The organism is Escherichia sp. MOD1-EC4550, assembly GCF_963876935.1.
Lineage (GTDB): Bacteria > Pseudomonadota > Gammaproteobacteria > Enterobacterales > Enterobacteriaceae > Escherichia > Escherichia coli_F.
Genome location: NZ_CAWNSE010000026.1, coordinates 1 through 21,835, shown reverse-complemented (window position 1 = coordinate 21,835; position 21,835 = coordinate 1). Strand labels below are relative to the sequence as shown.

The window sequence follows — 21,835 nt, the reverse complement described above, 5'->3', positions numbered from 1 at the left end:
CGCATTTGAAAAACCTCCGGCTATGCCGGAGGATATTTATTATGGTTTTTTTCTATTCAATCTACATCAAAATCAATGTGTTATAATGTTTTCTGTAAAACAACATTAAAAACAGGAGAACATTATGAAACTGACCTCTATCCATCTTGAAATACTACGTCGAGTGAATGAATTGCAGCCAAAGGATTCTAGAATTCAGGCTGCATCATTACCTCATCTCTCAGCAAAAGAGGTTAATTTTGCTATTTCAGATCTTGCTGATATAGGTTTTATCGATGTTATACGAAGCAAATCTGCCGAAGGTGGATTGATTGCTAATGAGATAACGTCAAAAGGTTTTGCTTTTTTGAGTGAGATTGGCGCTGAAAAAAATTCATCGATGAGCACTCATTGATTTCTGCTTCAATCGGCTGCCAATTGGCAGCCTAAACTGTAAAGTGAATTTAAAATCGCCTATAATTGATGCTTAAATTTTGTTCTGTATCATCTGCAGGTTTAGGGATATCACAGTAGCTTTCTGACAAGAAGAGTTCTTTTCTTCTACCAATGAAGTGGTTATGTTAACCTGCGCTAAATCGAGACTGGTGCGGAGTGGAATCGAAAGTGTCATATTTTTACAGAAGCAAGAATATTTCAGGTGTTTCTATAAATGAAGATAGCTTGATTAGCTTAAGCACGGCAATTGTCGAACGCTGCGTTAAAATGAATGAGCAAGCTCAAAAGGAAAGTAGGGAAGTTTGTGCTCAATGTGTTTTTTTTATTTTGTTCGATGGTAAGGGATATAAAGTTGATTCTATCGGTGAGCTTGTGAAATACTTTAGACAGGCCACTAGGATTGATCAAATAATTTTTACTATTGAAACTTATCAAAGTCGACAGTCTAACAGGATGAATGGATCTTGGATGGAGCTACGAATTGATGAGAGGAATTCAAATAGCAGCACAATGATTGTAGCATCGGAAGATAATGAGTGGGTTGACTCGTTATGGATTACGATTCAGGATTTACTTAACAAGTGCAAAAATAAATTTAGATTTTTTAGAACAGCTTGGACTATGTTAAGTATCCAGATTTCAGGTGTGACAGTTGGCTTTTTGCTTAGCTTATGGACAGCCTCAAAACTGGCGCCAAAACTATCAATCGATGGTGCATTTGCTTTATCATTTATTTGTATCTTTATTTTGTTTTCGAACTTATGGAGCTTTGCTATTCCATTAATAATTAAGCTTATCGACTTTTTGTTTCCTAGCGTTAAGTTTGTTATTAATGGTAAAAATTACTTTCATTGGAGTGTCCAGGCTATAATTGGAGCGATTGCCAGTGCGGTTATATTATATTTTATTAGCTCCATGTTGCTTTTTGCATTAGAAATGTTAAATAGCATCATTAAGAAATAGTTAATGAATTAGTTATAATTACATCAATTCTATGGCTGCCAAATGGTGGCCTTTTTTATTCCTCTCATTTCTATTTCTGAGAGGACTCACTGCAATAAGAGGTGGCTAATGTCCGATCCGATTTCCGGCACAGGGTTAGCTGGTGGAGCCCTAACGGGCGCTAGTATTTATGGACTGCTGACCGGAACTGATTACGGCGTTGTATTTGGCGCATTTGCAGGGGCTGTATTCTATATAGCAACAGCAGCAGATCTGAGTGCATCGCGTCGACTGGCATATTTTATCGTGTCATATATTGCTGGGATCCTTTGCTCTGGGTTGGTTGGCTCCAAGCTGGCAAACTTGACCGGATACAGTGATAAACCTCTGGATGCTATTGGTGCCGTAATCGTCTCTGCTTTAGCCGTTAAAATCCTGACGTTTCTGAATAACCAGGATATCGGTTCGCTGGTGGCGCTTATAACGCGCCGGGGAGGTTCAGGTGGAGCTAAATGACCCGACAGCAACTATAAATGCGCTGTTATGTGCTTGTGTTGTTATTACTCTGATGTTTTATCGTCGTGGTGATTCGCGGCATCGTCCTTGGGTTTCACGTTTAGCCTGGCTGATTACTGTTACATACAGTGCTGTTCCGTTGGCCTATCTCTGTGGGATTTATCCCCATTCCTCATGGCCCATTATCGTGGCGAACACTATTTTTCTTTCCGTGCTGGTGGCCGTCAGAGGCAACGTTGCACGTCTGGTTGATCATCTGAGGCACTAATGAACCAACAATTATTTCAAAAGGCGGCTGGTATTAGCGCCGGGCTGGCTGCGCGCTGGTTTCCGCACATTGATGCGGCGATGAAGGAATTCGGCATTACAGCACCAGCGGATCAGGCGATGTTTATCGCTCAGGTAGGCCATGAGTCGATGGGGTTTAGCGCCGTAGTTGAAAATTTTAATTACACGCCATCTGCGCTGGTGGCGACGTTCGGAAAGAGGATCACACAGCAGCAGGCTGATGCCCTTGGCAGAACATCCGGACATGCAGCTCGTCAGGATGCTATTGCCAATCTGGTGTATAGCAACCGGCTGGGTAACAAAGCACCCGGTGATGGCTGGAAATATCGCGGTAGAGGATTAATTCAAATCACTGGCCTCCATAATTATCGCATCTGTGGCGCGGCGCTGAAGTTAGATCTGGTGACCTCACCTGAACAACTGGAGCAGGAGCTACAGGCCGCGCGCTCAGCTGCATGGTTCTACACATCTAAAGGCTGCATGGTCTACGGTGCCGATATTAATCGTGTTACGCGCATCATTAACGGCGGTCTGAACGGTATTGAGGATCGTAAGGTTCGATACAACAAGGCGCGGGCGGCGCTGCTGGTATGAAGATGAGTTATTGGGCGCTCATTTTAACGTTTATTGCTTGTATTGCTGGTGGTCTTGTCTGGTCAGCTAATCATTACCACAATAAAGCCATTGAATACAAAAAACAGCGCGACGAAAACGCTATGGCATTAGATTCGGCTATGGCGACGATCTCTGATATGCAGAAGCGTCAACGTGACGTAGCAGAACTCGATGCCAGATATACAAAGGAGCTTGCTGATGCTAACGCGACTATCGAAAGTCTCCGTGCTGATGTTTCTGCTGGTCGTAAGCGCCTGCAAGTCGCCGCCACCTGTGCAAAGTCAACGACCGGAGCCAGCGGCATGGGCGATGGAGAAAGCCCTAGACTTACAGCAGATGCTGAACTCCATTATTACCGTCTCCGAAGTGGAATCGACAAGATAACCTCACAGGTGAATTACTTGCAGGAGTATATCAGGACGCAATGTCCCAACTAATCACATTTTGAGGATATTTAACGTCTATGCTTTAATGATTTTATTCATTGTTTTATTCTCGCGAAGAATAATGATGAACTTGGTAAAGGATATGACTATGCGTATTAAACCTCAAGATTTTAAGTTTGATGTGTTGACTGTTGCTGGTTACGCTAACCCTAAAGCTAAAATACATTTCGCACCTTCTGCTTCTGGATTTGATTTTAAATGGGAGTGGGGAAGAAAAATTTATAAGCTTCATATCGAGTAAGAAAAATTACAGTACCCTGATTTTATTCTTGAACGACTTTTTGATGCCGCAATTGAGATGGCTAAAAAATGACAAAAATCACCGGATGGGGTTTTTGTTTATAGATATTCACACATAGCCCTTGCATCTAGAACAGAAAATCTTGTCATGGCGAGGGGCTATGTTAGCAAAAATTTATTTAATAGGATATTTTGTTTGCAGCTTTAAGCTCTTTAAGAGTAGCGTCAAGTATATGTAAAAATAGAGAAGTGTCGCCATATTCATAACGTTGCTCGGATTTGTATTCTCTAATATAAATAAATCCATTTTTGGATAAAAATAAATCAATCAACTCGTTGTTATTTTCATCGGTTGGGTCAATGGCAGCAAACTTCAATACAGGAGCGTCATCAATGATCAGCAGTGTTTCTTTGAAAATAAGTTCTAGTTCATATGTTGAAAGTTTGAGGGTTAACCTATTTTTTTTATCTTGATTGAAAATTATTGTGTCGCCAAGAAAATCGCATTCAGTGCTTGAGTCAATAATGTTATTCTTAAGTTTGAGAGATATTGCATCTAAAGCCTTTTTATGCTCCGCGCACTTAACAACTTTATGAACATCTAAACTGGGGATACTCATAATACAACCACCTATGTAAGAACTAAAGAGCATTGAGTCTATGTGATTAATATCAAGACCCAATTAAATTTTTTAAATTATTAGAGTTAGATCCCACTTTAAATGCCACCACGAACCCCAAAAGCCTGCCGTTTTCGCGGCTGCCGCCATACCACCACAGATCCTTCAGGCTACTGCGAAAGCCACAAAAGCGAAGGCTGGAAGCAATACAAGCCAGGTCAGTCCCGTCATCAGCGCGGTTATGGTTCGAAGTGGGACGTTATCCGCGCGCGCGTGCTGAAGCGTGACAAAGGTTTATGTCAGTTATGCCAGCGTGCTGGCGTGGTGCGTGAAGCAAAAACCGTTGACCACATCATCCCTAAAGCGCATGGCGGCACTGATGCCGACAATAATCTGCAGAGTCTGTGCTGGCCGTGTCATAAGGCGAAGACGGCCCGTGAACGGCTGAAGTAAGAACCAGTTCCCACTGCCAGAGGGGAGGGGCGGGTCAAATCCCTTTGGCCTGACGTCTTCCGGACTGCCCGCCCCATCGTTTTTTTATACCCGCGAAAAATGAAATTTAACCAGGAGTGCCGCATATGGCTGGAACGGCGGGGCGTTCCGGGCGTCGCCCCAAGCCAACGGCGCGCAAGGCGCTGGCCGGAAACCCCGGCAAGCGAGCCCTGAATAAAGATGAACCTGTTTTTACGCCCATCAAAGGTGTTGAGCCACCGGAGTGGTTCGCTGAAGAAGATCTCCCTCTCGCCACGATCATGTGGCAACTGACAACCAAAGAACTCTGCGGTCAGGGCCTGCTGTGCGTGACTGACCTCGCGGTGCTTGAGCGGTGGTGTGTGGCCTATGAGTTCTGGCGACGTGCCGTGAAAAATATTGCCAGACAGGGCAACACCATCACCGGTGCAATGGGCGGTATGGTCAAAAATCCGGAGCTGACCGCCAAAAAAGAACAGGAGTCCGAGATGAGCAGTACGGGGGCAATGCTCGGACTCGACCCCAGCAGCCGCCAGCGTCTGATTGGCCTGGCGGGGCAGAAGAAAGCCACTAACCCGTTTCTGAAAATCATCGAGTCATGAGCCGGAAATCTTACCCCAACGTAAATGCTGCCAATCAGTATGCCCGTGATGTCGTGCGCGGAAAGATTGTGGCCTGCCAGTTTGTGATTCAGGCCTGCCAGCGCCATCTTGATGACCTGATGGCGGAAAAAAGTAAGTCGTTTCGTTACCGCTTCGACAAGGACCTGGCTGAACGGGCCGCCAAATTTATTCAGCTGTTGCCGCACACCAAGGGTGAGTGGGCATTCAAGAGGATGCCTATCACGCTGGAGCCGTGGCAGCTCTTTGTGATCTGCTGCGCGTTTGGCTGGGTCAATAAAGGCTCCCGGCTGCGCCGCTTCCGTGAGGTGTATACCGAAATCCCCCGTAAGAACGGCAAATCGGCAATTTCTGCCGGTGTCGCTCTGTATTGTTTTGCCTGTGATAACGAGTTCGGCGCGGAAGTGTATTCCGGTGCCACGACGGAGAAACAGGCATGGGAAGTCTTTCGTCCGGCAAGACTGATGTGTAAACGCACACCCATGCTGACGGAAGCGTTCGGGATTGAGGTTAACGCCTCAAACATGAACCGTCCGGAGGATGGTGCGCGTTTTGAACCGCTGATCGGTAACCCCGGTGATGGTTCATCACCCCACTGTGCGGTGGTGGATGAATATCACGAGCACGCCACAGATGCGCTTTACACCACGATGCTTACCGGGATGGGGGCGCGACGTCAGCCACTGATGTGGGCTATCACTACCGCCGGGTACAACATTGAGGGGCCGTGCTACGACAAACGGCGGGAAGTCATCGAGATGCTCAACGGTTCGGTACCCAACGATGAACTGTTCGGGATCATCTATACCGTTGACGAAGGTGACGACTGGACCGACCCGCAGGTGCTGGAAAAAGCCAACCCGAATATCGGGGTGTCGGTTTACCGTGAGTTTTTGTTAAGTCAGCAACAGCGCGCGAAAAATAACGCCCGTCTGGCAAACGTCTTTAAAACAAAACACCTCAATATCTGGGTGTCGGCGCGTTCGGCGTATTTCAACCTGGTGAGCTGGCAGAGCTGCGAGGATAAATCACTGTCCCTTGAGCAGTTCGAGGGGCAGCCGTGCATTCTGGCCTTTGACCTGGCGCGTAAACTGGATATGAACAGCATGGCGCGACTTTATACCCGCGAGATTGACGGTAAAACGCATTACTACAGTGTAGCCCCGCGTTTCTGGGTACCGTATGACACGGTGTACAGCGTCGAGAAAAATGAAGATCGCCGGACAGCCGAACGCTTTCAGAAATGGGTGGAAATGGGCGTTCTGACCGTTACCGATGGTGCGGAGGTGGATTATCGCTACATCCTCGAAGAGGCCAAAGCGGCGAACAAAATCAGCCCGGTCAGCGAGTCACCCATCGACCCCTTCGGGGCGACCGGGCTCTCACATGACCTTGCTGATGAAGACCTGAACCCCATCACTATCATTCAGAACTACACCAACATGTCCGACCCGATGAAAGAGCTGGAAGCGGCAATTGAATCGGGGCGCTTTCATCATGATGGCAATCCCATCATGACCTGGTGTATCGGCAACGTGGTCGGCAAAACCATTCCGGGTAACGATGATGTGGTGAAGCCCGTCAAAGAGCAGGCGGAAAACAAAATCGATGGTGCAGTTGCGCTGATTATGGCGGTTGGCAGAGCCATGCTGTACGAGAAAGAAGACACGCTGTCTGACCACATTGAGTCCTATGGGATCCGCTCGCTTTAACTGAGGTAATTATGATCATGCTGATTCTCGCGCCTCTGGTGGGCATGCTGGGGGCGCTTTTTCTGGCGTATGGTGCCTGGCTGATTTATCCCCCGGCGGGGTTTGTTGTTGCCGGGGCGTTGTGCCTGTTCTGGTCGTGGCTGGTGGCGCGATATCTTGACCGTACACAGTCGTCTGTCGGCGGAGGTAAATAGTGTTCTTTTCGGGATTATTTCAACGAAAAAGTGACGCACCGGTGACCACGCCAGCAGAGCTGGCGGATGCTATCGGGTTGTCCTACGACACCTATACCGGAAAGCAGATCAGCAGCCAGCGGGCCATGCGACTGACGGCGGTTTTTTCCTGTGTCAGGGTGCTGGCGGAGTCGGTCGGGATGTTGCCCTGCAACCTGTATCACCTGAACGGCAGCCTGAAGCAGAGAGCCACTGGCGAACGTCTGCATAAGCTGATCTCCACGCATCCCAATGGCTATATGACGCCGCAGGAGTTCTGGGAGCTGGTGGTCACCTGTCTGTGCCTGCGGGGAAACTTTTACGCCTACAAAGTGAAAGCATTTGGCGAAGTGGCTGAACTGCTGCCCGTCGATCCCGGCTGTGTGGTACCGAAGCTTAACAGTAGCTGGGAGCCGGTCTATCAGGTCACATTCCCGGATGGCTCCACGGATGTACTGAGCCAGGAGGATATCTGGCATGTGCGCACGCTGACGCTGGACGGACTGGTGGGGCTGAATCCCATCGCCTATGCCCGCGAGGCAATATCGCTGGCGGCAGCGACCGAAGAGCACGGGGCCAGACTGTTCAGCAATGGCGCGGTGACGTCGGGTGTGTTGCGTACAGAGCAGACGCTGTCAGATCAGGCTTATGAGCGCCTGAAGAAAGATTTTGAGGAGCGTCACACCGGGCTTGGAAATGCTCACCGCCCGATGATCCTTGAGATGGGGCTGGACTGGAAGTCGATGGCGCTGAACGCCGAGGACAGCCAGTTCCTGGAAACCCGCAAGTTTCAGCTTGAAGAAATCTGTCGTCTGTTCCGGGTGCCGTTGCACATGGTGCAGAACACCGATCGCGCCACCTTCAACAATATCGAAGAGCTGGGGCTGGGATTTATCAACTATTCACTGGTGCCGTATCTGACCCGCATCGAACAGCGGATCAACACCGGACTGGTACGAAAAAGTAAGCAGGGCGTTTATTACGCCAAATTTAACGCCGGGGCGTTACTGCGCGGGGATATGAAGTCCCGTTTTGAAGCCTACGCCACCGGGATCAACTGGGGAATTTACTCTCCCAATGACTGCCGCGACCTGGAAGATATGAATCCGCGTCCCGGTGGTGATGTCTATCTCACACCGATGAACATGACCACGAAACCCTCCGATGGCAGTAAAGCCGGTAAGCAGAAGGATAACGCCAATGCAGACGAAACAACGTCTTGATGTACCGCTGAGTCTGAAATCTGTCAGTGACTCCGGTGAGTTTGAAGGGTATGGCTCCGTCTTTGGTGTAAAGGACAGCCACGATGATGTGGTGATGTCCGGGGCATTTGCTGCTTCCCTGCGGGCGTGGAGTGACAGAAAAGCGTTACCTGCGCTGCTCTGGCAGCACCGCATGGATGAACCCATCGGTGTTTACACCGAAATGAAGGAAGACGATGTCGGGCTTTACGTCAGGGGACGGTTGCTTATTGATGATGATCCCCTCGCAAAACGCGCACATGCACACATGAAGGCCGGTTCGTTAACCGGCCTTTCTATTGGGTACGTCCTGAAAGACTGGGAATACGACCGGAGCAAAGAAGCCTTTCTGCTGAAAGAAATCGACCTCTGGGAAGTCAGCCTGGTGACGTTCCCGTCTAACGACGAGGCGCGGATCAGCGACGTCAAGAACGCACTGGCCCGCGGGGAAATCCCCGAACAGAAAAAAATCGAAAGAGTCCTGCGTGATGTCGGACTCTCCCGTACCCAGGCCAAAGCATTCATGGCCGGGGGCTATGGCGCACTGTCCCTGCGCGACGCTGAGGATGTGGGCTCTGCACTGAATGCACTGAAAAATCTGAACTTCTAATCAGGAGAAATACGATGGCGGTTGATATTAAAGATGTCGAACAGGTCGCGCAGGAGCTGCAGCAGAAGTTTGACGACTTCAAAGCAAAGAACGACAAGCGCGTGGATGCGATTGAGCAGGAAAAAGGCAAACTTGCCGGGCAGGTGGAAACCCTGAACGGGAAACTCAGCGAGCTGGAAAATCTCAAAAGCGACCTTGAAAAAGAGCTGCTTGAGCTGAAACGTCCGGCAGGTGGTGCGCAAAATAAACTGGCCACCGAGCATAAAGAGGCGTTTGTGGGCTTCCTGCGTAAAGGCCGTGAAGACGGTCTGCGCGATCTGGAGCGCAAGGCATTGCAGGTGGGCACCGATGAAGACGGTGGCTATGCCGTGCCGGAAGCACTGGATCGCAACATTCTCACCCTGCTGAAAGATGAAGTGGTGATGCGCCAGGAAGCCACGGTGATCACCGTTGGCGGTTCCGACTACAAAAAACTGGTGAATCTGGGCGGCACGGCTTCCGGATGGGTGGGCGAGACTGACGCGCGCTCCCAGACTGCCACCTCAAAACTGGGACTGATTGAACCTTTCATGGGGGAAATCTACGGCAACCCGCAGGCCACCCAGAAAATGCTGGACGATGCCTTCTTCAACGTGGAGGCCTGGATCAACAGCGAGCTGGCAACCGAATTTGCCGAACAGGAAGAAATTGCCTTTACCTCAGGCGATGGCACCAAGAAGCCGAAAGGGTTCCTGGCGTATGAATCCACTGATGAAACCGATAAGGTCCGGGCGTTCGGCAAACTTCAGCATATTGTATCCGGCGAAGCGACGGCGGTGACCGCAGACGCCATTATCAAACTGATTTACACGCTGCGTAAGGCACACCGCACTGGCGCGAAGTTCATGATGAACAACAACAGCCTGTTTGCCATCCGTCTGCTGAAAGACAGCGAGGGTAACTATCTGTGGCGTCCGGGGCTGGAGCTGGGGCAGCCGTCCTCTCTGGCGGGTTACGGTATCGCTGAAAACGAACAGATGCCGGATATCGCCGCTGATGCGAAAGCCATTGCATTTGGTAACTTCAAACGGGGTTACACCATCGTTGACCGTATCGGCACCCGCATTCTGCGTGACCCGTACACCAATAAACCGTTTGTCGGTTTTTATACCACCAAGCGCACCGGCGGGATGCTGGTCGATTCGCAGGCCATCAAACTGCTGAAGATTGCAGCGGCGTAATCACTCAGGGGCGTGGAACCGCGCCCCCTGTTCTGACGGGTGAAGAATCATGATCCTGAAACAAGATCTGAAATGGTCACCGGACGGTATGCGTGTTGAGGTCATTCGGGCCGGTGAGTATGACGACGGGGCGCTTCCTGCCCGGGTGCAGGAGATTGCACTTCAGGCCGGGTTAGCAGAGCGCGGAACCAGTGCAAAAAGCAGTAAAGCGACAAAAGAGAAAAAAGCCACGACCAGTAAAGAGGGCTGAGTATGCTTCTGACAATGGAAGAGATTAAAGCCCAACTCCGGCTGGATGAGGATTTCGATGCTGATGACCGCCATCTGCAACTGCTGGCCTGTGCGGCGCAAAAGCGGACGGAAACGTATCTGAACCGGAAGCTCTATGCTCCGGATGAAACTATTCCGGACAGCGATCCGGACGGGCTGCACCTGCCGGATGATATTCGTCTGGGGATGCTGATGCTTATCAGCCATTTTTACGAAAATCGCTCGTCGGTTACAGACGTTGAGAAAATGGAGTTGCCAATGAGCTTTAACTGGCTTGTCGGCCCGTACAGGTATTTCCCGCAATGAAAATTCGTCAGGCGCAGACCAGCGCAACCTACATTCTGCCGGACCCCGGTGAACTGAATAAACGCGTCCTGATCCGCCAGCGGGTGGATATGCCCGCGGATAACTTTGGCGTGGAGCCTCAATACCCGGTTACGTTCCGGACATGGGCGAAGGTTATCCAGACCAGTGCCACCACCTGGCAGGAAACCGCGCAGACCGGGGACGCCATCACCCATTACATCACCATTCGTTACCGCCGGGGGATCACTGCTGATTATGAGGTGGTCTGTGATGACAGTGTGTACCGGGTGAAACGTCAGCGTGATCTGAACGGGGCGCGGCGCTTTCTGCTGCTGGAGTGTACGGAGCTGGGCGAATGTAGGCAGAGTCACGGAGGCAGCAATGGCGACTCCCTTTTTTCACGTTGATGTTCAGCAGCCCGCCGAGATGCGCTTTAACCGCGCCCGTGTCCGGCGGGCGTTTGTCACGATTGGGCAGCGTCATATGCGTGATGCCCGTCGGCTGGTGATGCGCCGTGCGCGGTCGGCACCGGGTGAAAACCCCGGTTATCAGACCGGACGCCTGGCTCGTTCGATTGGTTATATGGTGCCGAGAGCCAGTAAAAAGCGAGCCGGTTTTATGACATGCATTGCCCCTAACCAGCGCAACGGGAAGGGGAACCGGATGATCTCTGGTGACTTCTATCCGGCGTTTCTGTTTTTTGGTGTCCGGGGAGGAGCAAAACGTCGTCGTAGTCATCATCGTGGTGCATCCGGTGGCAGCGGCTGGCGACTGGCTCCACGTAATAACTTCATGGTGGAAACGCTTGAAAAGAACCGCAGCTGGACACGCTATTTTCTGGCGCGGGAATTGCGTAAATCACTGAAGCCGGAGCGACGACACAGATGAAACTGACGCCTGTTATTGCTGCACTGCGTGCCCGTTGTCCGTATTTTGAAAACCGGGTTGCAGGCGCGGCCCAGTTCAAAAATCTGCCGGAGGTCGGAAAGCTGAAACTCCCGGCGGCATATGTTGTACCGGGTGATGATTCTCCGGGAGAAAACAAAAGCCAGACCGACTACTGGCAGGAGCTGAAAGAGGGTTTCTCCGTGGTTGTCATACTGAGTAACGGGCGTGATGAGCGCGGTCAGTTTGCCTCGTATGATGTGGTGGACGATGTCCGGCAGATGCTCTTTAAGGCTCTGCTGGGCTGGAACCCGGAGGCGTGCGGTAACCCGATTACCTATGACGGCGGCATGCTGCTGGATCTGAATCGTCATGAGCTGATTTATCAGTTCGATTTTTCGGTCATCAGCGAGCTGACTGAAGACGATACCCGCCAGCAGGATGATCTGAACAGTCTGGATGAACTGCAAACGCTGGCGATTGATGTTGATTATCTCGAGCCCGGTAACGGGCCTGACGGCGATATCGAACATCACACCGAAATACCCCTTCCTTCCTGAGGATCCTCATGTTTGTCAAACCTGTTAAAGGGCGGTCAGTGCCTGACCCTGCCCGCGGCGACCTTTTGCCCGCCGAAGGGCGAAATGTTGACGAGAACAACTACTGGCTGCGCCGTGAAGCAGCGGGTGATATCCGGCGCGTGAATAAAAAGGTGAACACCGATGACGATAAGCTTTAACACCATTCCGTCGAATACGCTGGTTCCGTTGTTTTATGCGGAAATGGATAACCAGGCGGCGAATACTGCACAGGACAGCGGAGCATCGCTGCTGATTGGTCATGCCAATAACGGTGCAGAGATTGTTGCCAACAGTCTGGTACTGATGCCGTCGGCAGACTATGCACGCCAGATTTGTGGTGCGGGAAGTCAGCTGGCGCGTATGGTCGAGGCTTATCGCCAGACCGACCCGTTTGGCGAGCTGTATGTGATTGCCGTTCCGGAAGCCACAGGCGCGGCGGCAACGGTTACGCTGACGGTGACCGGGGCGGCAACCGAAACCGGCACGGTGAATGTTTATGTGGGACGTACCCGCGTGCAGGCACCGGTGACCAACGGAGATAACGTCACGACGATTGCCGGCAGTATCCAGGATGCCATTAATGCCGTTCCGGCCCTGCCGTTTACGGCCTCATCTTCGGCAGGCGTGGTCACGCTGACCGCGCGTCATAAGGGGCTTTGCGGGAATGAAATTCCTGTCAGCCTCAATTACTACGGCTTTGGTGGGGGCGAAGTGCTGCCAGCGGGCGTACAGATTGCCGTGGCGACGGGGACCGCCGGAACGGGCGCTCCGGTTCTCACCGGCGCGGTGGCTGCAATGGCGGATGAGCCGTTTGATTATATCGGCCTGCCGTTCAACGACACGGCCTCCGTTAACACGCTGGTGACCGAGATGAACGATACCAGCGGTCGCTGGAGCTATGCGCGTCAGCTGTATGGTCATGTGTATACGGCAAAGATCGGCACGCTGTCAGAACTGGTGACCGCAGGTGACCAGTTTAACCAGCAGCACATTACCCTGGCGGGATACGAAAAAGAGACCCAGACGCCTGCCGACGAGCTGGCGGCAAGCCGTACCGCCCGCGCAGCGGTGTTTATTCGCAACGATCCGGCACGTCCCACGCAGACCGGTGAGCTGGTGGGGATGCTGCCTGCGCCGAAGGGGAAACGGTTCACGATGACCGAACAACAGACCCTGCTGTCTCATGGCGTGGCAACGGCGTATGTCGAAAGCGGGGTGCTGCGCATTCAGCGTGATGTCACCACGTACAGGAAAAACGCTTACGGTGTTGCGGATAACAGCTACCTCGACAGCGAGACGCTGCATACCAGCGCGTATGTGCTGCGCAAACTGAAATCCGTCATTACCAGTAAGTACGGGCGTCACAAGCTTGCCAGCGACGGTACCCGCTTTGGTCCCGGTCAGGCGATTGTCACACCGGCGGTGATCAAAGGGGAACTGCTGGCAACCTACCGTCAGCTTGAGCGTGCGGGGATCGTGGAAAACTACGAACTGTTTAAGCAGTACCTGGTTGTGGAGCGTGATGCCAGCGATCCGAACCGCCTGAACACGCTGTTCCCGCCTGACTATGTTAACCAGTTGCGTGTCTTTGCCGTGGTTAACCAGTTCCGTCTTCAGTATTCAGAGGAGTCCGCATAATGGCCCGTATCGGGGGAACCTGTTATTTCAAAATTGACGGTCAGCAGCTATCGCTGACCGGCGGCATTGAGGTGCCCATGAACAGGACGGTCAATGATGACATCATCGGCCTGGACGGTTCAGTGGACCGCAAGGAAACTCACCGTGCGCCTTATGTCAAAGGGACCTTCAAGGTGCCGAAGAATTTTCCGGTGAGCAAAATCACCTCGTCTGATGAGATGACCATCACTGCAGAGCTGGCGAACGGTCAGGTCTATGTATTGTCGTCCGCCTGGCTGCACGGCGAAGCGAACCATAATGCCGAAGAAGGCACGGTTGATCTTGAGTTCCACGGTGAAGAAGGGGATTACCAGTAATGAAAGAGCTTGAGTTAAAGAAACCGATTATCGCTCATGGTGAGACACTTTCCGTACTGGAGTTTGATGAACCCACCGGGAAGGATGTCCGCGAGCTGGGGTATCCCTACCAGATGAATCAGGATGAGTCCGTCAGACTTCTGGCGCATGTGGTGTCGAAATACATTGTGCGGCTGGCGAAAGTGCCGCAAAGCTCTGTCGACCAGATGTCTCCGGCAGACCTGAATGCAGCGGCGTGGCTTGTGGCCGGTTTTTTCCTCCAGGCCTGACGGCTGAATACCTCACTGATCGCTTCTTTGACTGCGCCAGTTACTGGCGCATTAATCCCTTCGAATTGCTGAATATGCCGATCAGTGAAATTCCCTTGCTGGTCAGTCAGGCAAACAGGATAGAGCAGGAGAAACGCACACATGGCTGAATTTGAGCTTAAGGCGTTGATCACCGGTGTCGACAGACTTTCTCCCGCGCTGTCGAAAATGCAAAAGAAAATCCGGGGATTTAAACGCCAGGCGGAAGAAGCATCACAGGGTGGGCTGGCGCTTGGTGGCGGACTGGCAGCGGGTCTGACGCTTTCCCTGAAATCTTATGCCGATCAGGAAAACGCCGCCACCGGGCTGAAAGTCGCCATGATGGATGCGAACGGCGAGGTCGGAAAGAGCTTTCAGGACATCAATAAACTGGCTATTGGCCTGGGTAACCAGCTACCCGGTACAACGGCTGATTTCCAGAACATGATGCAGATGCTGGTGCGTCAGGGGATCCCGGCAGAAAATATTCTTGGCGGTGTGGGTAAAGCGACAGCTTATCTTGCGGTACAACTGAAAAAAACACCGGAAGCGGCTGCTGAGTTTGCTGCAAAGATGCAGGATGCTACCGGAACGGCGTCAGAAGACATGATGGGGCTGTTCGACACTATCCAGAAGGCGTTTTATCTGGGCGTTGACGATACCAACATGTTGTCCTTCTTCACTAAAACCAGTTCTGTTCTGAAGATGGTGAACAAGGACGGTCTTCAGGCTGCACAGAGCCTTGCCCCCATCAGCGTCATGATGGATCAGATGGGGATGAACGGGGAGTCGGCAGGTAATGCCCTGCGAAAAGTTATCCAGTCCGGATTAAGCGTTAAGAAAATCAGGGACGTCAATAAAGTTATGGCCCGTCAGAAACTCGGGGTACAGCTCGATTTTACTGACGGCAAAGGAAGTTTTGGCGGTCTTGATAACATGTTTAAGCAACTGGCAAAGCTGCGAAAATTGACCGACGTTAAGCGAACAGGTGTACTTAAGGCAATATTTGGTGATGATGCCGAAACCCTTCAGGTGGTCAATGCGCTGATCGATAAAGGAAAGGATGGTTACGATCAGATCCAGCAAAAGATGAATAAACAGGCCAGCCTGAATAAACGTGTTCAGGCACAGCTTGGTACGCTGTCCAACCTGTGGGAGGCAATGACGGGGACCGCAACTAACGGCCTTGCGGCTATTGGCGGCGCATTTTCTGGTGACGCCAAAAATATCACGCAATGGCTGGGGGAGTTGGGGGAAAAATTCACGAAGTTTGCGGATGAAAATCCCCGGGTTATTCGCGGCGTCGTCGGGCTTGCTGCCGGTCTTGCGATTCTGAAACTGGGATTGATGAGCGTGGGCAGTGCCATCAGCATTGTCAGCAGGATCATGTCGATGACGCCGATTGGCATGATTGCGACGGCGATAGCCCTGGCTGCGGGATTAATTATCACTAACTGGGATGTTGTCGGACCTTATTTCAAGAAGCTCTGGGAAACCATTGGTCCTTATTTTGAGGCTGGCTGGGAACTTCTGAAGAAGGTTTTTGCCTGGTCGCCGCTGGGGATGGTAATCAATAACTGGGGACCGGTTGTTAAGTGGTTTCAGGATATGTGGGACAAGCTGAAGCCAATTATTGAGTGGTTTACCGACAGTTCCGGTGACACGGTCGATGCCATTAACTCTGCGCAGTGGGGCGCGGGTGCTTATGATGCTTATGGGACGGGAATACCGGCACGGGGATACACACCTTATCAGGCGGTAGATCCGGCTCAGTCAAACAACGCCTCCGATGCCACAGGCCCGAATCCCTTCATGATTAACAAAGCTTCTGCGCCAAAAGTTGATGGTGAGATCAAGGTCTCTTTTGTGAATTCGCCTCCGGGTATGCGGGTTATGGAAACGCGATCCAGCGGTTTTGATGTCAGCCATGATGTTGGCTATACGCGCTTTGGCAGGTAATGAAAAATTAATCTGTTAATGAGTCCCACTCCGGTGGGATTTTTTATGTACGGAGTTTATATGACGTGGAAAGACAGACTTCAGGACGCGTCATTTCGCGGTGTGCCGTTTAAGGTTGAAGAAGAAAGTGCGGGAACCGGTCGTCGTGTGGAAACGCACGAATACCCGAACCGCGACAAACCCTATACCGAAGACCTGGGGAAAATCACTTTCCGCCCGTCCATCACAGCTTATGTGGTGGGAGATGACTGCTTTGACCAGCGCGATCGCCTGATTGACGCGCTGAATAAACCCGGTCCCGGCACGCTTGTCCATCCGACTTACGGTGAGCTGAAAGTCTGTGTTGACGGGGAAGTTCGGGTCAGCACATCGAAGAGTGAAGGGCGTATTGTCCGCTTTGACCTGAAGTTTGTCGAAGCGGGAGAACTCTCTTACCCCACTTCAGGTGCGGCGACGGCGCAGACGCTGATGTCATCCTGTTCTGCACTGGATGACTGCATCAGTGACAGCTTCAGTGGTTTCAGTATCGATGGCGTGGCAGATTTTGTGCAGAACGACGTCGTCGGTAATGCCAGCACAATGCTTGGGTATGTTTCTGATGCGATGAAAGTGGTGGATTCTGCCGTATCGGATGCCGCCAGGCTGTTGCAGGGGGATATCTCGGTACTTCTGCCGCCGCCATCGTCAGGCAAAAATTTCGTTGAGCAGGTGCAGAAAATGTGGCGTACCGGGAAACGCCTTTATGGTAACGCCAGCGACCTGGTCACCATGATCAAAACGCTTTCCGGTGTCATCCTCGGCAGCGATCTGCAACCGCGCGGCGTCTGGAAAACGGACAGTAAAACCACCGCCACGGCGACGCAGCAGCGTAACGTGGTTGCCAGCACCCTTCGTACGACCGCAATCAGCGAAGCGGCGTATGCCGTCACACGATTGCCTGCGCCCACAACTTCCGCGGTGATGCAGAATGCCACAGTGGGGCAGTCAACAACACCCGCGCAGAGCACCGGCTGGCCTTCTGTCACGCATCCGGCACTGAACAATGCACCGGCGGTGAAAAACACGGTTGACCTGCCAACGTGGGAAGAACTGACCGACATTCGCGACACACTGAATACGGCAATTGATAAGGAGTTGTCCCGTACAACCAGTGATGCGCTGTTTCTGGCGCTGCGCCGGGTGAAAGCAGATCTGAATGCGGATATCAACACGCGCCTTGAACAGTCTGCACGGATCATTCAGCGCACGCCGGATGAGGTTTTACCCGCGCTGGTGCTGGCGGCGACCTGGTTTGATAACGCGGCGCGTGACGCGGACATTATCCGGCGTAATGCCATTACGCATCCCGGCTTTGTGCCGGTGATCCCTCTGAAGGTGCCAGTGCAATGAACGACAATGTCACGCTACGGGTAAATGGCCGGGAGTGGAATGGCTGGACATCGGTGCGCATCGGTGCCGGTATTGAACGGCTGGCGCGGGATTTCAGTGTGGAGATCACCCGCCAGTGGCCGGGAGATGAGGGTATTACCACGCTTCAGCCGTGCATTAAAAACGGTTCAAAAGTGGAGGTGCTGATTGGTGATGAGCTGGTGATCACCGGCTGGGTGGAGGCGACGCCCGTTCGTTACGATGCCCGTTCGGTCAGCACCGGTATTGCCGGACGCAGTCTGACCGCTGACCTGATTGACTGTGCAGCCGAACCGACACAGTTTAACGGACGATCGCTGGTACAGATTGCGTAGGCGCTTGCTGCGCCTTTCGGCATTGAGGTGGTGAACAACGGTGCGCCGTCGGGTGTTATTCCTGATGTCCAGCCTGATCACGGTGAAACGGTGATTGAGGTAATCAACAAAATACTCGGTCAGCAGCAGGCACTGGCTTACGACGACCCGCACGGCAGGCTGGTGATTGGCGGTATTGGCTCAACGCGGGCACATACCGCGCTGGTACTTGGGGAAAACATCCTTTCCTGTGATACGGAGAAGAGTATCCGGGAGCGGTTTTCAGTTTACCAGGTGGCGGGGCAGCGTGCCGGAAACGACGATGATTTCGGTGAGGCCACCACCACCGCGCTGCGGGCCCGCACAGAGGACGCATTTATTGCCCGTTACCGTCCGATGTATATCAGGCAGACAGGGCAGGCCACGGGGGCAGGTTGTATTGCGCGTGCTGACTTTGAAGCCCGACAACGGGCGGCGCGGACGGATGAAACCACCTATGTGGTGCAGGGCTGGCGACAGGGTAACGGTACGCTGTGGCAGCCCAACCAGCGGGTGATTGTCTTTGATCCGGTCTGTGGTTTCGACAATACCGAACTGCTTGTTTCGGAAGTCACGTTTACTCAGGACCAGAACGGCACCCTGACGGAAATCCGTGTCGGCCCGCCTGATGCTTATCTGCCTGAACCCGAAGATCCCGGCGCGCGGAAAAAGAAAAAAGCCAGAGTACAGGAGGACCCGTTCTGATGAGGGCGATTGAAACCATACAGCGACAACTCCTCGGGCTGATTGGGCGGGCCGTGGTGAAAAGCATCAGTGCCGCCACGAAATGTCAGACCGTGGATGTGTCCCTGATTGCCGGTGAACCCAAAGCCGGGGTTGAACATCTTGAACCTTACGGTTTTACCGCAAGGGCAAACAGCGGTGCGGAAGCGGTGGTGTTGTTTCCGGATGGTGACCGTTCTCATGCGGTGGTTGTTACGGTGTCGGACCGGCGTTACCGCCTGAAAGGGTTGCAGACGGGTGAGGTGGCTGTCTATGACGATCAGGGGCAGTCCGTGACGCTGACCCGGGAGGGGATCGTGGTGGACGGTGCAGGTAAAACGATCACGTTTCGCAATGCACCTGAAGCACGTTTTGAAATGGATCTGGAAGTGACCGGACAGGTGAAAGACCTGTGCGACTCCGGCGGCACCACCATGTCAGCGATGCGGCTTGCCTATAACGGGCATCGTCACAGAGAGAACGGTCAGGGCAGTAACACCGACAAACCTGATAAAGCGATGGAGGCATGATGGAAGTGTGGCTGACGGTGAACGGTAAACGCACCTGCGCCAGCGCACCGCTGGATCCGCTGACCCGCGCCGTGGTGATTTCCCTGTTTACCTGGCGGCGGGCGGAGCCTGATGACAACGCCGACGTCCCGATGGGATGGTGGGGGGATACCTGGCCTGCGGTACAGAATGACCGTTACGGCTCCCGACTGTGGCTGCTTCAGCGCAGCAAACTGACCAATCAGCTGGTGCAGACGGTAAGGGGGTATATCCGCGAATGCCTGCAATGGATGACTGATGACGGCGTGGTGTCCCGTATTGATCTGGATATCCGCCGCACCGGGATTAATGAACTGGGTAACAGTATCACTCTCTGGCGTCGTGACGGACCGGTAATGATTTCTTTTGATGATCTGTGGAGTGCGATAACGCATGGCGGACAGTGAATTTCAGCGCCCGACGCTGGCAGAAAATATCAGTATGCTCCGTAACGATTTATTCGCCAGGCTGGACGTCAGCGACACGCTCCGGCGCATGGATGAAGACGTGCGGGCAAAGGTGTATGCGGCGGCGCTGCATACGGTTTACGGGTACATCGATTATCTGGCAATGAACATGCTGCCTGACCTGTGCGATGAGTCCTGGCTGGCGCGACATGCTGCGATGAAACGGTGTCCGCGCAAGGGGGCCACGGCTGCCAGCGGGTATATGCGCTGGGAAGGTGTCAGCGATGGCCTGAAGGTGACCGCCGGGAGTGTTATTCAGCGCGATGACCTGGTGCAGTACACGACAACTGACGATGCAACCAGCTCCGGTGGTGTCCTGCGCGTGCCGATCGCCTGCTCAAGTGCAGGTGCGGTCGGTAACGCTGACGACGGTACGGCATTAATCCTGGTCACGCCGGTGAATGGTCTGCCGTCTTCCGGTGTGGCTGACACCGTGACAGGCGGATTTGATACTGAAGAGCTGGAAACGTGGCGCGCCCGCGTCATTGAGCGGTATTACTGGACGCCGCAGGGCGGGGCTGACGGGGACTATGTCGTCTGGGCTAAAGAAGTGCCTGGCATTACCCGCGCATGGACATACCGACACTGGATGGGAACGGGGACTGTCGGTGTGATGATTGCCAGCAGTGACCTGATTAATCCCATTCCGGAAGAATCAACGGAAACGGCGGCAAGACAACATATCGGGCCACTGGCCCCGGTGGCAGGCTCTGATTTGTTTGTGTTCAGGCCGGTGGCACATACGGTGGATTTTCATATCCGTGTGACGCCGGACACACCGGAAATACGGGCTGCCATCACCGCGGAGTTGCGTTCGTTTCTGCTGCGTGATGGTTATCCGCAGGGAGAACTGAAGGTGTCACGTATCAGTGAAGCGATTTCCGGTGCGAACGGGGAATACAGCCATCAGTTGCTTGCACCGGCGGACAATATCACCATTGCGAAAAATGAACTGGCGGTTCTGGGGGCGATTTCATGGACGTGACAAACGATGATTACATCCGTCTGTTGTCAGCACTGTTGCCGCCCGGTCCGGCGTGGTCAGCCAGCGATCCGGCGATTGCCGGTGCGGCACCGTCATTAACCCGTGTTCATCAGCGTGCGGATGCCCTGATGCAGGAGCTGGATCCGCGCACCACCACCGAACTGATAAACCGCTGGGAGCGTCTGTGCGGCCTGCCGGATGAATGTATTCCGGCAGGGACGCAGACCCTTCGCCAGCGTCAGCAACGGCTGGATGCGAAGGTTAACCTGGCGGGCGGCATCAATGAGGATTTTTATCTTGCACAGCTTGCTGCCCTGGGCAGACCAGACGCCACCATCACGCGATACGACAAAAGCACGTTCACCTGCTCATCGGCCTGTACTGACGCGGTGAATGCGCCGGAATGGCGGTATTACTGGCAGGTCAACATGCCAGCCGCCACCAACACCACCTGGATGACATGTGGCGATCCCTGTGATTCCGCGCTGCGCTTCTGGGGGGACACCGTTGTCGAGTGTGTTCTTAACAAACTCTGCCCGTCGCATACCTATGTGATTTTTAAATATCCGGAGTAATCCATGCATCGTATAGACACGAAAACCGCGCAGAAGGATAAGTTCGGCGCGGGTAAGAACGGTTTTACCCGTGGTAACCCCCAGACCGGCACGCCTGCCACCGATCTGGATGATGACTACTTTGACATGTTGCAGGAGGAGCTTTGCAGCGTTGTGGAGGCATCCGGTGCCAGCCTGGAGAAGGGGCGGCATGACCAGCTGCTTACCGCGCTTCGTGCGCTGCTGTTAAGCCGCAAGAATCCGTTTGGCGATATCAAATCGGATGGCACGGTGAAAACAGCTCTCGAAAACCTTGGTTTGGGAGAAG

The 21,835-nt window shown here is 52.9% G+C and carries 30 protein-coding genes and 2 pseudogenes; 31 read left to right on the top strand and 1 reads right to left on the bottom strand.

Annotated elements, in window-relative coordinates; all coding sequences use genetic code 11:
* The first annotated feature begins 124 nt into the window (after positions 1 to 124).
* From AACU19_RS18880 to AACU19_RS18850, 7 genes are all read left to right on the top strand, one after another.
* Positions 125 to 394: a hypothetical protein gene (locus AACU19_RS18880; protein WP_000779379.1), complete on the top strand. Its 270-nt coding sequence runs from the start codon at positions 125 to 127 to the stop codon at positions 392 to 394.
* Between the two features lie 209 nt (positions 395 to 603).
* Complete coding sequence (locus AACU19_RS18875) at positions 604 to 1,398, top strand: hypothetical protein (RefSeq protein ID WP_001459463.1); 795 nt, start codon at positions 604 to 606, stop codon at positions 1,396 to 1,398.
* 108 nt (positions 1,399 to 1,506) lie between these two features.
* Entirely contained in the window at positions 1,507 to 1,893 is a 387-nt protein-coding gene (locus AACU19_RS18870; RefSeq protein ID WP_001283162.1) for a phage holin family protein, read from the top strand.
* On the top strand, positions 1,880 to 2,161 hold the full coding sequence (locus tag AACU19_RS18865) for a phage holin family protein (RefSeq protein ID WP_000422366.1): 282 nt from the start codon (positions 1,880 to 1,882) through the stop codon (positions 2,159 to 2,161). Before AACU19_RS18870 ends, AACU19_RS18865 begins: the two co-directional genes overlap by 14 nt.
* A complete protein-coding gene (locus AACU19_RS18860; RefSeq protein WP_032235545.1) occupies positions 2,161 to 2,775 on the top strand; it encodes a glycoside hydrolase family 19 protein in 615 nt (204 codons plus the stop codon). The genes AACU19_RS18865 and AACU19_RS18860 overlap by 1 nt, the downstream gene beginning before the upstream one ends.
* Positions 2,772 to 3,233: a lysis protein gene (locus tag AACU19_RS18855; RefSeq protein ID WP_050876286.1), complete on the top strand. Its 462-nt coding sequence runs from the start codon at positions 2,772 to 2,774 to the stop codon at positions 3,231 to 3,233. Before AACU19_RS18860 ends, AACU19_RS18855 begins: the two co-directional genes overlap by 4 nt.
* Positions 3,234 to 3,330: 97 nt before the next feature.
* Positions 3,331 to 3,483, top strand: a complete 153-nt coding sequence (locus AACU19_RS18850; protein ID WP_227907502.1) for a hypothetical protein — start codon at positions 3,331 to 3,333, stop codon at positions 3,481 to 3,483.
* Positions 3,484 to 3,661: 178 nt separating this feature from the next.
* On the opposite strand, the gene AACU19_RS18845 is transcribed toward AACU19_RS18850, so the two are convergent.
* Positions 3,662 to 4,102: a hypothetical protein gene (locus AACU19_RS18845; RefSeq protein ID WP_089550956.1), complete on the bottom strand. Its 441-nt coding sequence runs from the start codon at positions 4,100 to 4,102 to the stop codon at positions 3,662 to 3,664.
* A 102-nt stretch (positions 4,103 to 4,204) separates the two neighbouring features.
* On the opposite strand from AACU19_RS18845, the gene AACU19_RS18840 reads away from it, so the two are divergent.
* From AACU19_RS18840 to stfP, 24 genes and pseudogenes are all read left to right on the top strand, one after another.
* Positions 4,205 to 4,555 carry an HNH endonuclease gene (locus AACU19_RS18840; protein WP_050876287.1) on the top strand — a complete coding sequence of 117 codons (351 nt, stop codon included), beginning with the start codon at positions 4,205 to 4,207 and terminating at the stop codon, positions 4,553 to 4,555.
* 125 nt (positions 4,556 to 4,680) lie between these two features.
* A complete protein-coding gene (locus AACU19_RS18835; protein WP_000929175.1) occupies positions 4,681 to 5,175 on the top strand; it encodes a phage terminase small subunit P27 family in 495 nt (164 codons plus the stop codon).
* A complete protein-coding gene (locus AACU19_RS18830; RefSeq protein WP_000088145.1) occupies positions 5,172 to 6,905 on the top strand; it encodes a terminase large subunit in 1,734 nt (577 codons plus the stop codon). Before AACU19_RS18835 ends, AACU19_RS18830 begins: the two co-directional genes overlap by 4 nt.
* Before the next feature lie 11 nt (positions 6,906 to 6,916).
* On the top strand, positions 6,917 to 7,099 hold the full coding sequence (ymfR, locus tag AACU19_RS18825; protein WP_105279213.1) for a protein YmfR: 183 nt from the start codon (positions 6,917 to 6,919) through the stop codon (positions 7,097 to 7,099).
* Positions 7,099 to 8,340, top strand: a complete 1,242-nt coding sequence (locus tag AACU19_RS18820; protein ID WP_000466255.1) for a phage portal protein — start codon at positions 7,099 to 7,101, stop codon at positions 8,338 to 8,340. Before ymfR ends, AACU19_RS18820 begins: the two co-directional genes overlap by 1 nt.
* Complete coding sequence (locus AACU19_RS18815; protein WP_001193631.1) at positions 8,318 to 8,968, top strand: HK97 family phage prohead protease; 651 nt, start codon at positions 8,318 to 8,320, stop codon at positions 8,966 to 8,968. Before AACU19_RS18820 ends, AACU19_RS18815 begins: the two co-directional genes overlap by 23 nt.
* 14 nt (positions 8,969 to 8,982) lie before the next feature.
* Positions 8,983 to 10,188 (top strand): phage major capsid protein, encoded by a 1,206-nt coding sequence (locus AACU19_RS18810; protein ID WP_105279212.1) that lies wholly within the window; start codon positions 8,983 to 8,985, stop codon positions 10,186 to 10,188.
* A gap of 49 nt (positions 10,189 to 10,237) precedes the next feature.
* On the top strand, positions 10,238 to 10,438 hold the full coding sequence (locus tag AACU19_RS18805; RefSeq protein WP_000601365.1) for a hypothetical protein: 201 nt from the start codon (positions 10,238 to 10,240) through the stop codon (positions 10,436 to 10,438).
* A 2-nt stretch (positions 10,439 to 10,440) separates the two neighbouring features.
* A complete protein-coding gene (locus AACU19_RS18800; RefSeq protein WP_000927710.1) occupies positions 10,441 to 10,764 on the top strand; it encodes a head-tail connector protein in 324 nt (107 codons plus the stop codon).
* Complete coding sequence (locus AACU19_RS18795) at positions 10,761 to 11,171, top strand: phage head closure protein (RefSeq protein WP_000702401.1); 411 nt, start codon at positions 10,761 to 10,763, stop codon at positions 11,169 to 11,171. Before AACU19_RS18800 ends, AACU19_RS18795 begins: the two co-directional genes overlap by 4 nt.
* A complete protein-coding gene (locus tag AACU19_RS18790; RefSeq protein WP_097740423.1) occupies positions 11,146 to 11,652 on the top strand; it encodes a hypothetical protein in 507 nt (168 codons plus the stop codon). Before AACU19_RS18795 ends, AACU19_RS18790 begins: the two co-directional genes overlap by 26 nt.
* Positions 11,649 to 12,209 carry a phage tail terminator protein gene (locus AACU19_RS18785; protein WP_105279211.1) on the top strand — a complete coding sequence of 187 codons (561 nt, stop codon included), beginning with the start codon at positions 11,649 to 11,651 and terminating at the stop codon, positions 12,207 to 12,209. The genes AACU19_RS18790 and AACU19_RS18785 overlap by 4 nt, the downstream gene beginning before the upstream one ends.
* Before the next feature lie 8 nt (positions 12,210 to 12,217).
* Positions 12,218 to 12,388, top strand: coding sequence for a DUF2635 domain-containing protein (locus AACU19_RS18780; protein ID WP_000497751.1), 171 nt, complete (start codon positions 12,218 to 12,220; stop codon positions 12,386 to 12,388).
* Positions 12,372 to 13,868, top strand: a complete 1,497-nt coding sequence (locus tag AACU19_RS18775) for a phage tail sheath subtilisin-like domain-containing protein (protein ID WP_105279210.1) — start codon at positions 12,372 to 12,374, stop codon at positions 13,866 to 13,868. The genes AACU19_RS18780 and AACU19_RS18775 overlap by 17 nt, the downstream gene beginning before the upstream one ends.
* Positions 13,868 to 14,224: a phage tail tube protein gene (locus AACU19_RS18770; protein ID WP_000090998.1), complete on the top strand. Its 357-nt coding sequence runs from the start codon at positions 13,868 to 13,870 to the stop codon at positions 14,222 to 14,224. The genes AACU19_RS18775 and AACU19_RS18770 overlap by 1 nt, the downstream gene beginning before the upstream one ends.
* Positions 14,224 to 14,493: a phage tail assembly protein gene (locus tag AACU19_RS18765; RefSeq protein ID WP_000661047.1), complete on the top strand. Its 270-nt coding sequence runs from the start codon at positions 14,224 to 14,226 to the stop codon at positions 14,491 to 14,493. Before AACU19_RS18770 ends, AACU19_RS18765 begins: the two co-directional genes overlap by 1 nt.
* Before the next feature lie 141 nt (positions 14,494 to 14,634).
* The gene (locus AACU19_RS18760) at positions 14,635 to 16,470 is read left to right on the top strand and encodes a phage tail tape measure protein (protein ID WP_105279209.1); all 1,836 of its coding nucleotides are present in this window, start codon (positions 14,635 to 14,637) and stop codon (positions 16,468 to 16,470) included.
* Positions 16,471 to 16,530: 60 nt separating this feature from the next.
* Positions 16,531 to 17,859 (top strand): DNA circularization protein, encoded by a 1,329-nt coding sequence (locus AACU19_RS18755; RefSeq protein WP_123057672.1) that lies wholly within the window; start codon positions 16,531 to 16,533, stop codon positions 17,857 to 17,859.
* Positions 17,856 to 18,935: pseudogene (locus tag AACU19_RS18750) on the top strand (phage baseplate assembly protein). The gene AACU19_RS18755 and the pseudogene AACU19_RS18750 overlap by 4 nt, the downstream one beginning before the upstream one ends.
* Positions 18,935 to 19,483 carry a phage baseplate assembly protein V gene (locus tag AACU19_RS18745; RefSeq protein WP_001201468.1) on the top strand — a complete coding sequence of 183 codons (549 nt, stop codon included), beginning with the start codon at positions 18,935 to 18,937 and terminating at the stop codon, positions 19,481 to 19,483. The pseudogene AACU19_RS18750 and the gene AACU19_RS18745 overlap by 1 nt, the downstream one beginning before the upstream one ends.
* The gene (locus tag AACU19_RS18740; protein WP_042058382.1) at positions 19,483 to 19,908 is read left to right on the top strand and encodes a phage GP46 family protein; all 426 of its coding nucleotides are present in this window, start codon (positions 19,483 to 19,485) and stop codon (positions 19,906 to 19,908) included. Before AACU19_RS18745 ends, AACU19_RS18740 begins: the two co-directional genes overlap by 1 nt.
* Positions 19,895 to 20,953, top strand: coding sequence for a baseplate J/gp47 family protein (locus tag AACU19_RS18735; RefSeq protein ID WP_105279207.1), 1,059 nt, complete (start codon positions 19,895 to 19,897; stop codon positions 20,951 to 20,953). The genes AACU19_RS18740 and AACU19_RS18735 overlap by 14 nt, the downstream gene beginning before the upstream one ends.
* Complete coding sequence (locus AACU19_RS18730) at positions 20,944 to 21,528, top strand: YmfQ family protein (protein ID WP_000383540.1); 585 nt, start codon at positions 20,944 to 20,946, stop codon at positions 21,526 to 21,528. The genes AACU19_RS18735 and AACU19_RS18730 overlap by 10 nt, the downstream gene beginning before the upstream one ends.
* Before the next feature lie 3 nt (positions 21,529 to 21,531).
* Positions 21,532 to 21,835, top strand: a pseudogene (gene stfP, locus AACU19_RS18725) (protein StfP); the annotation flags it as partial.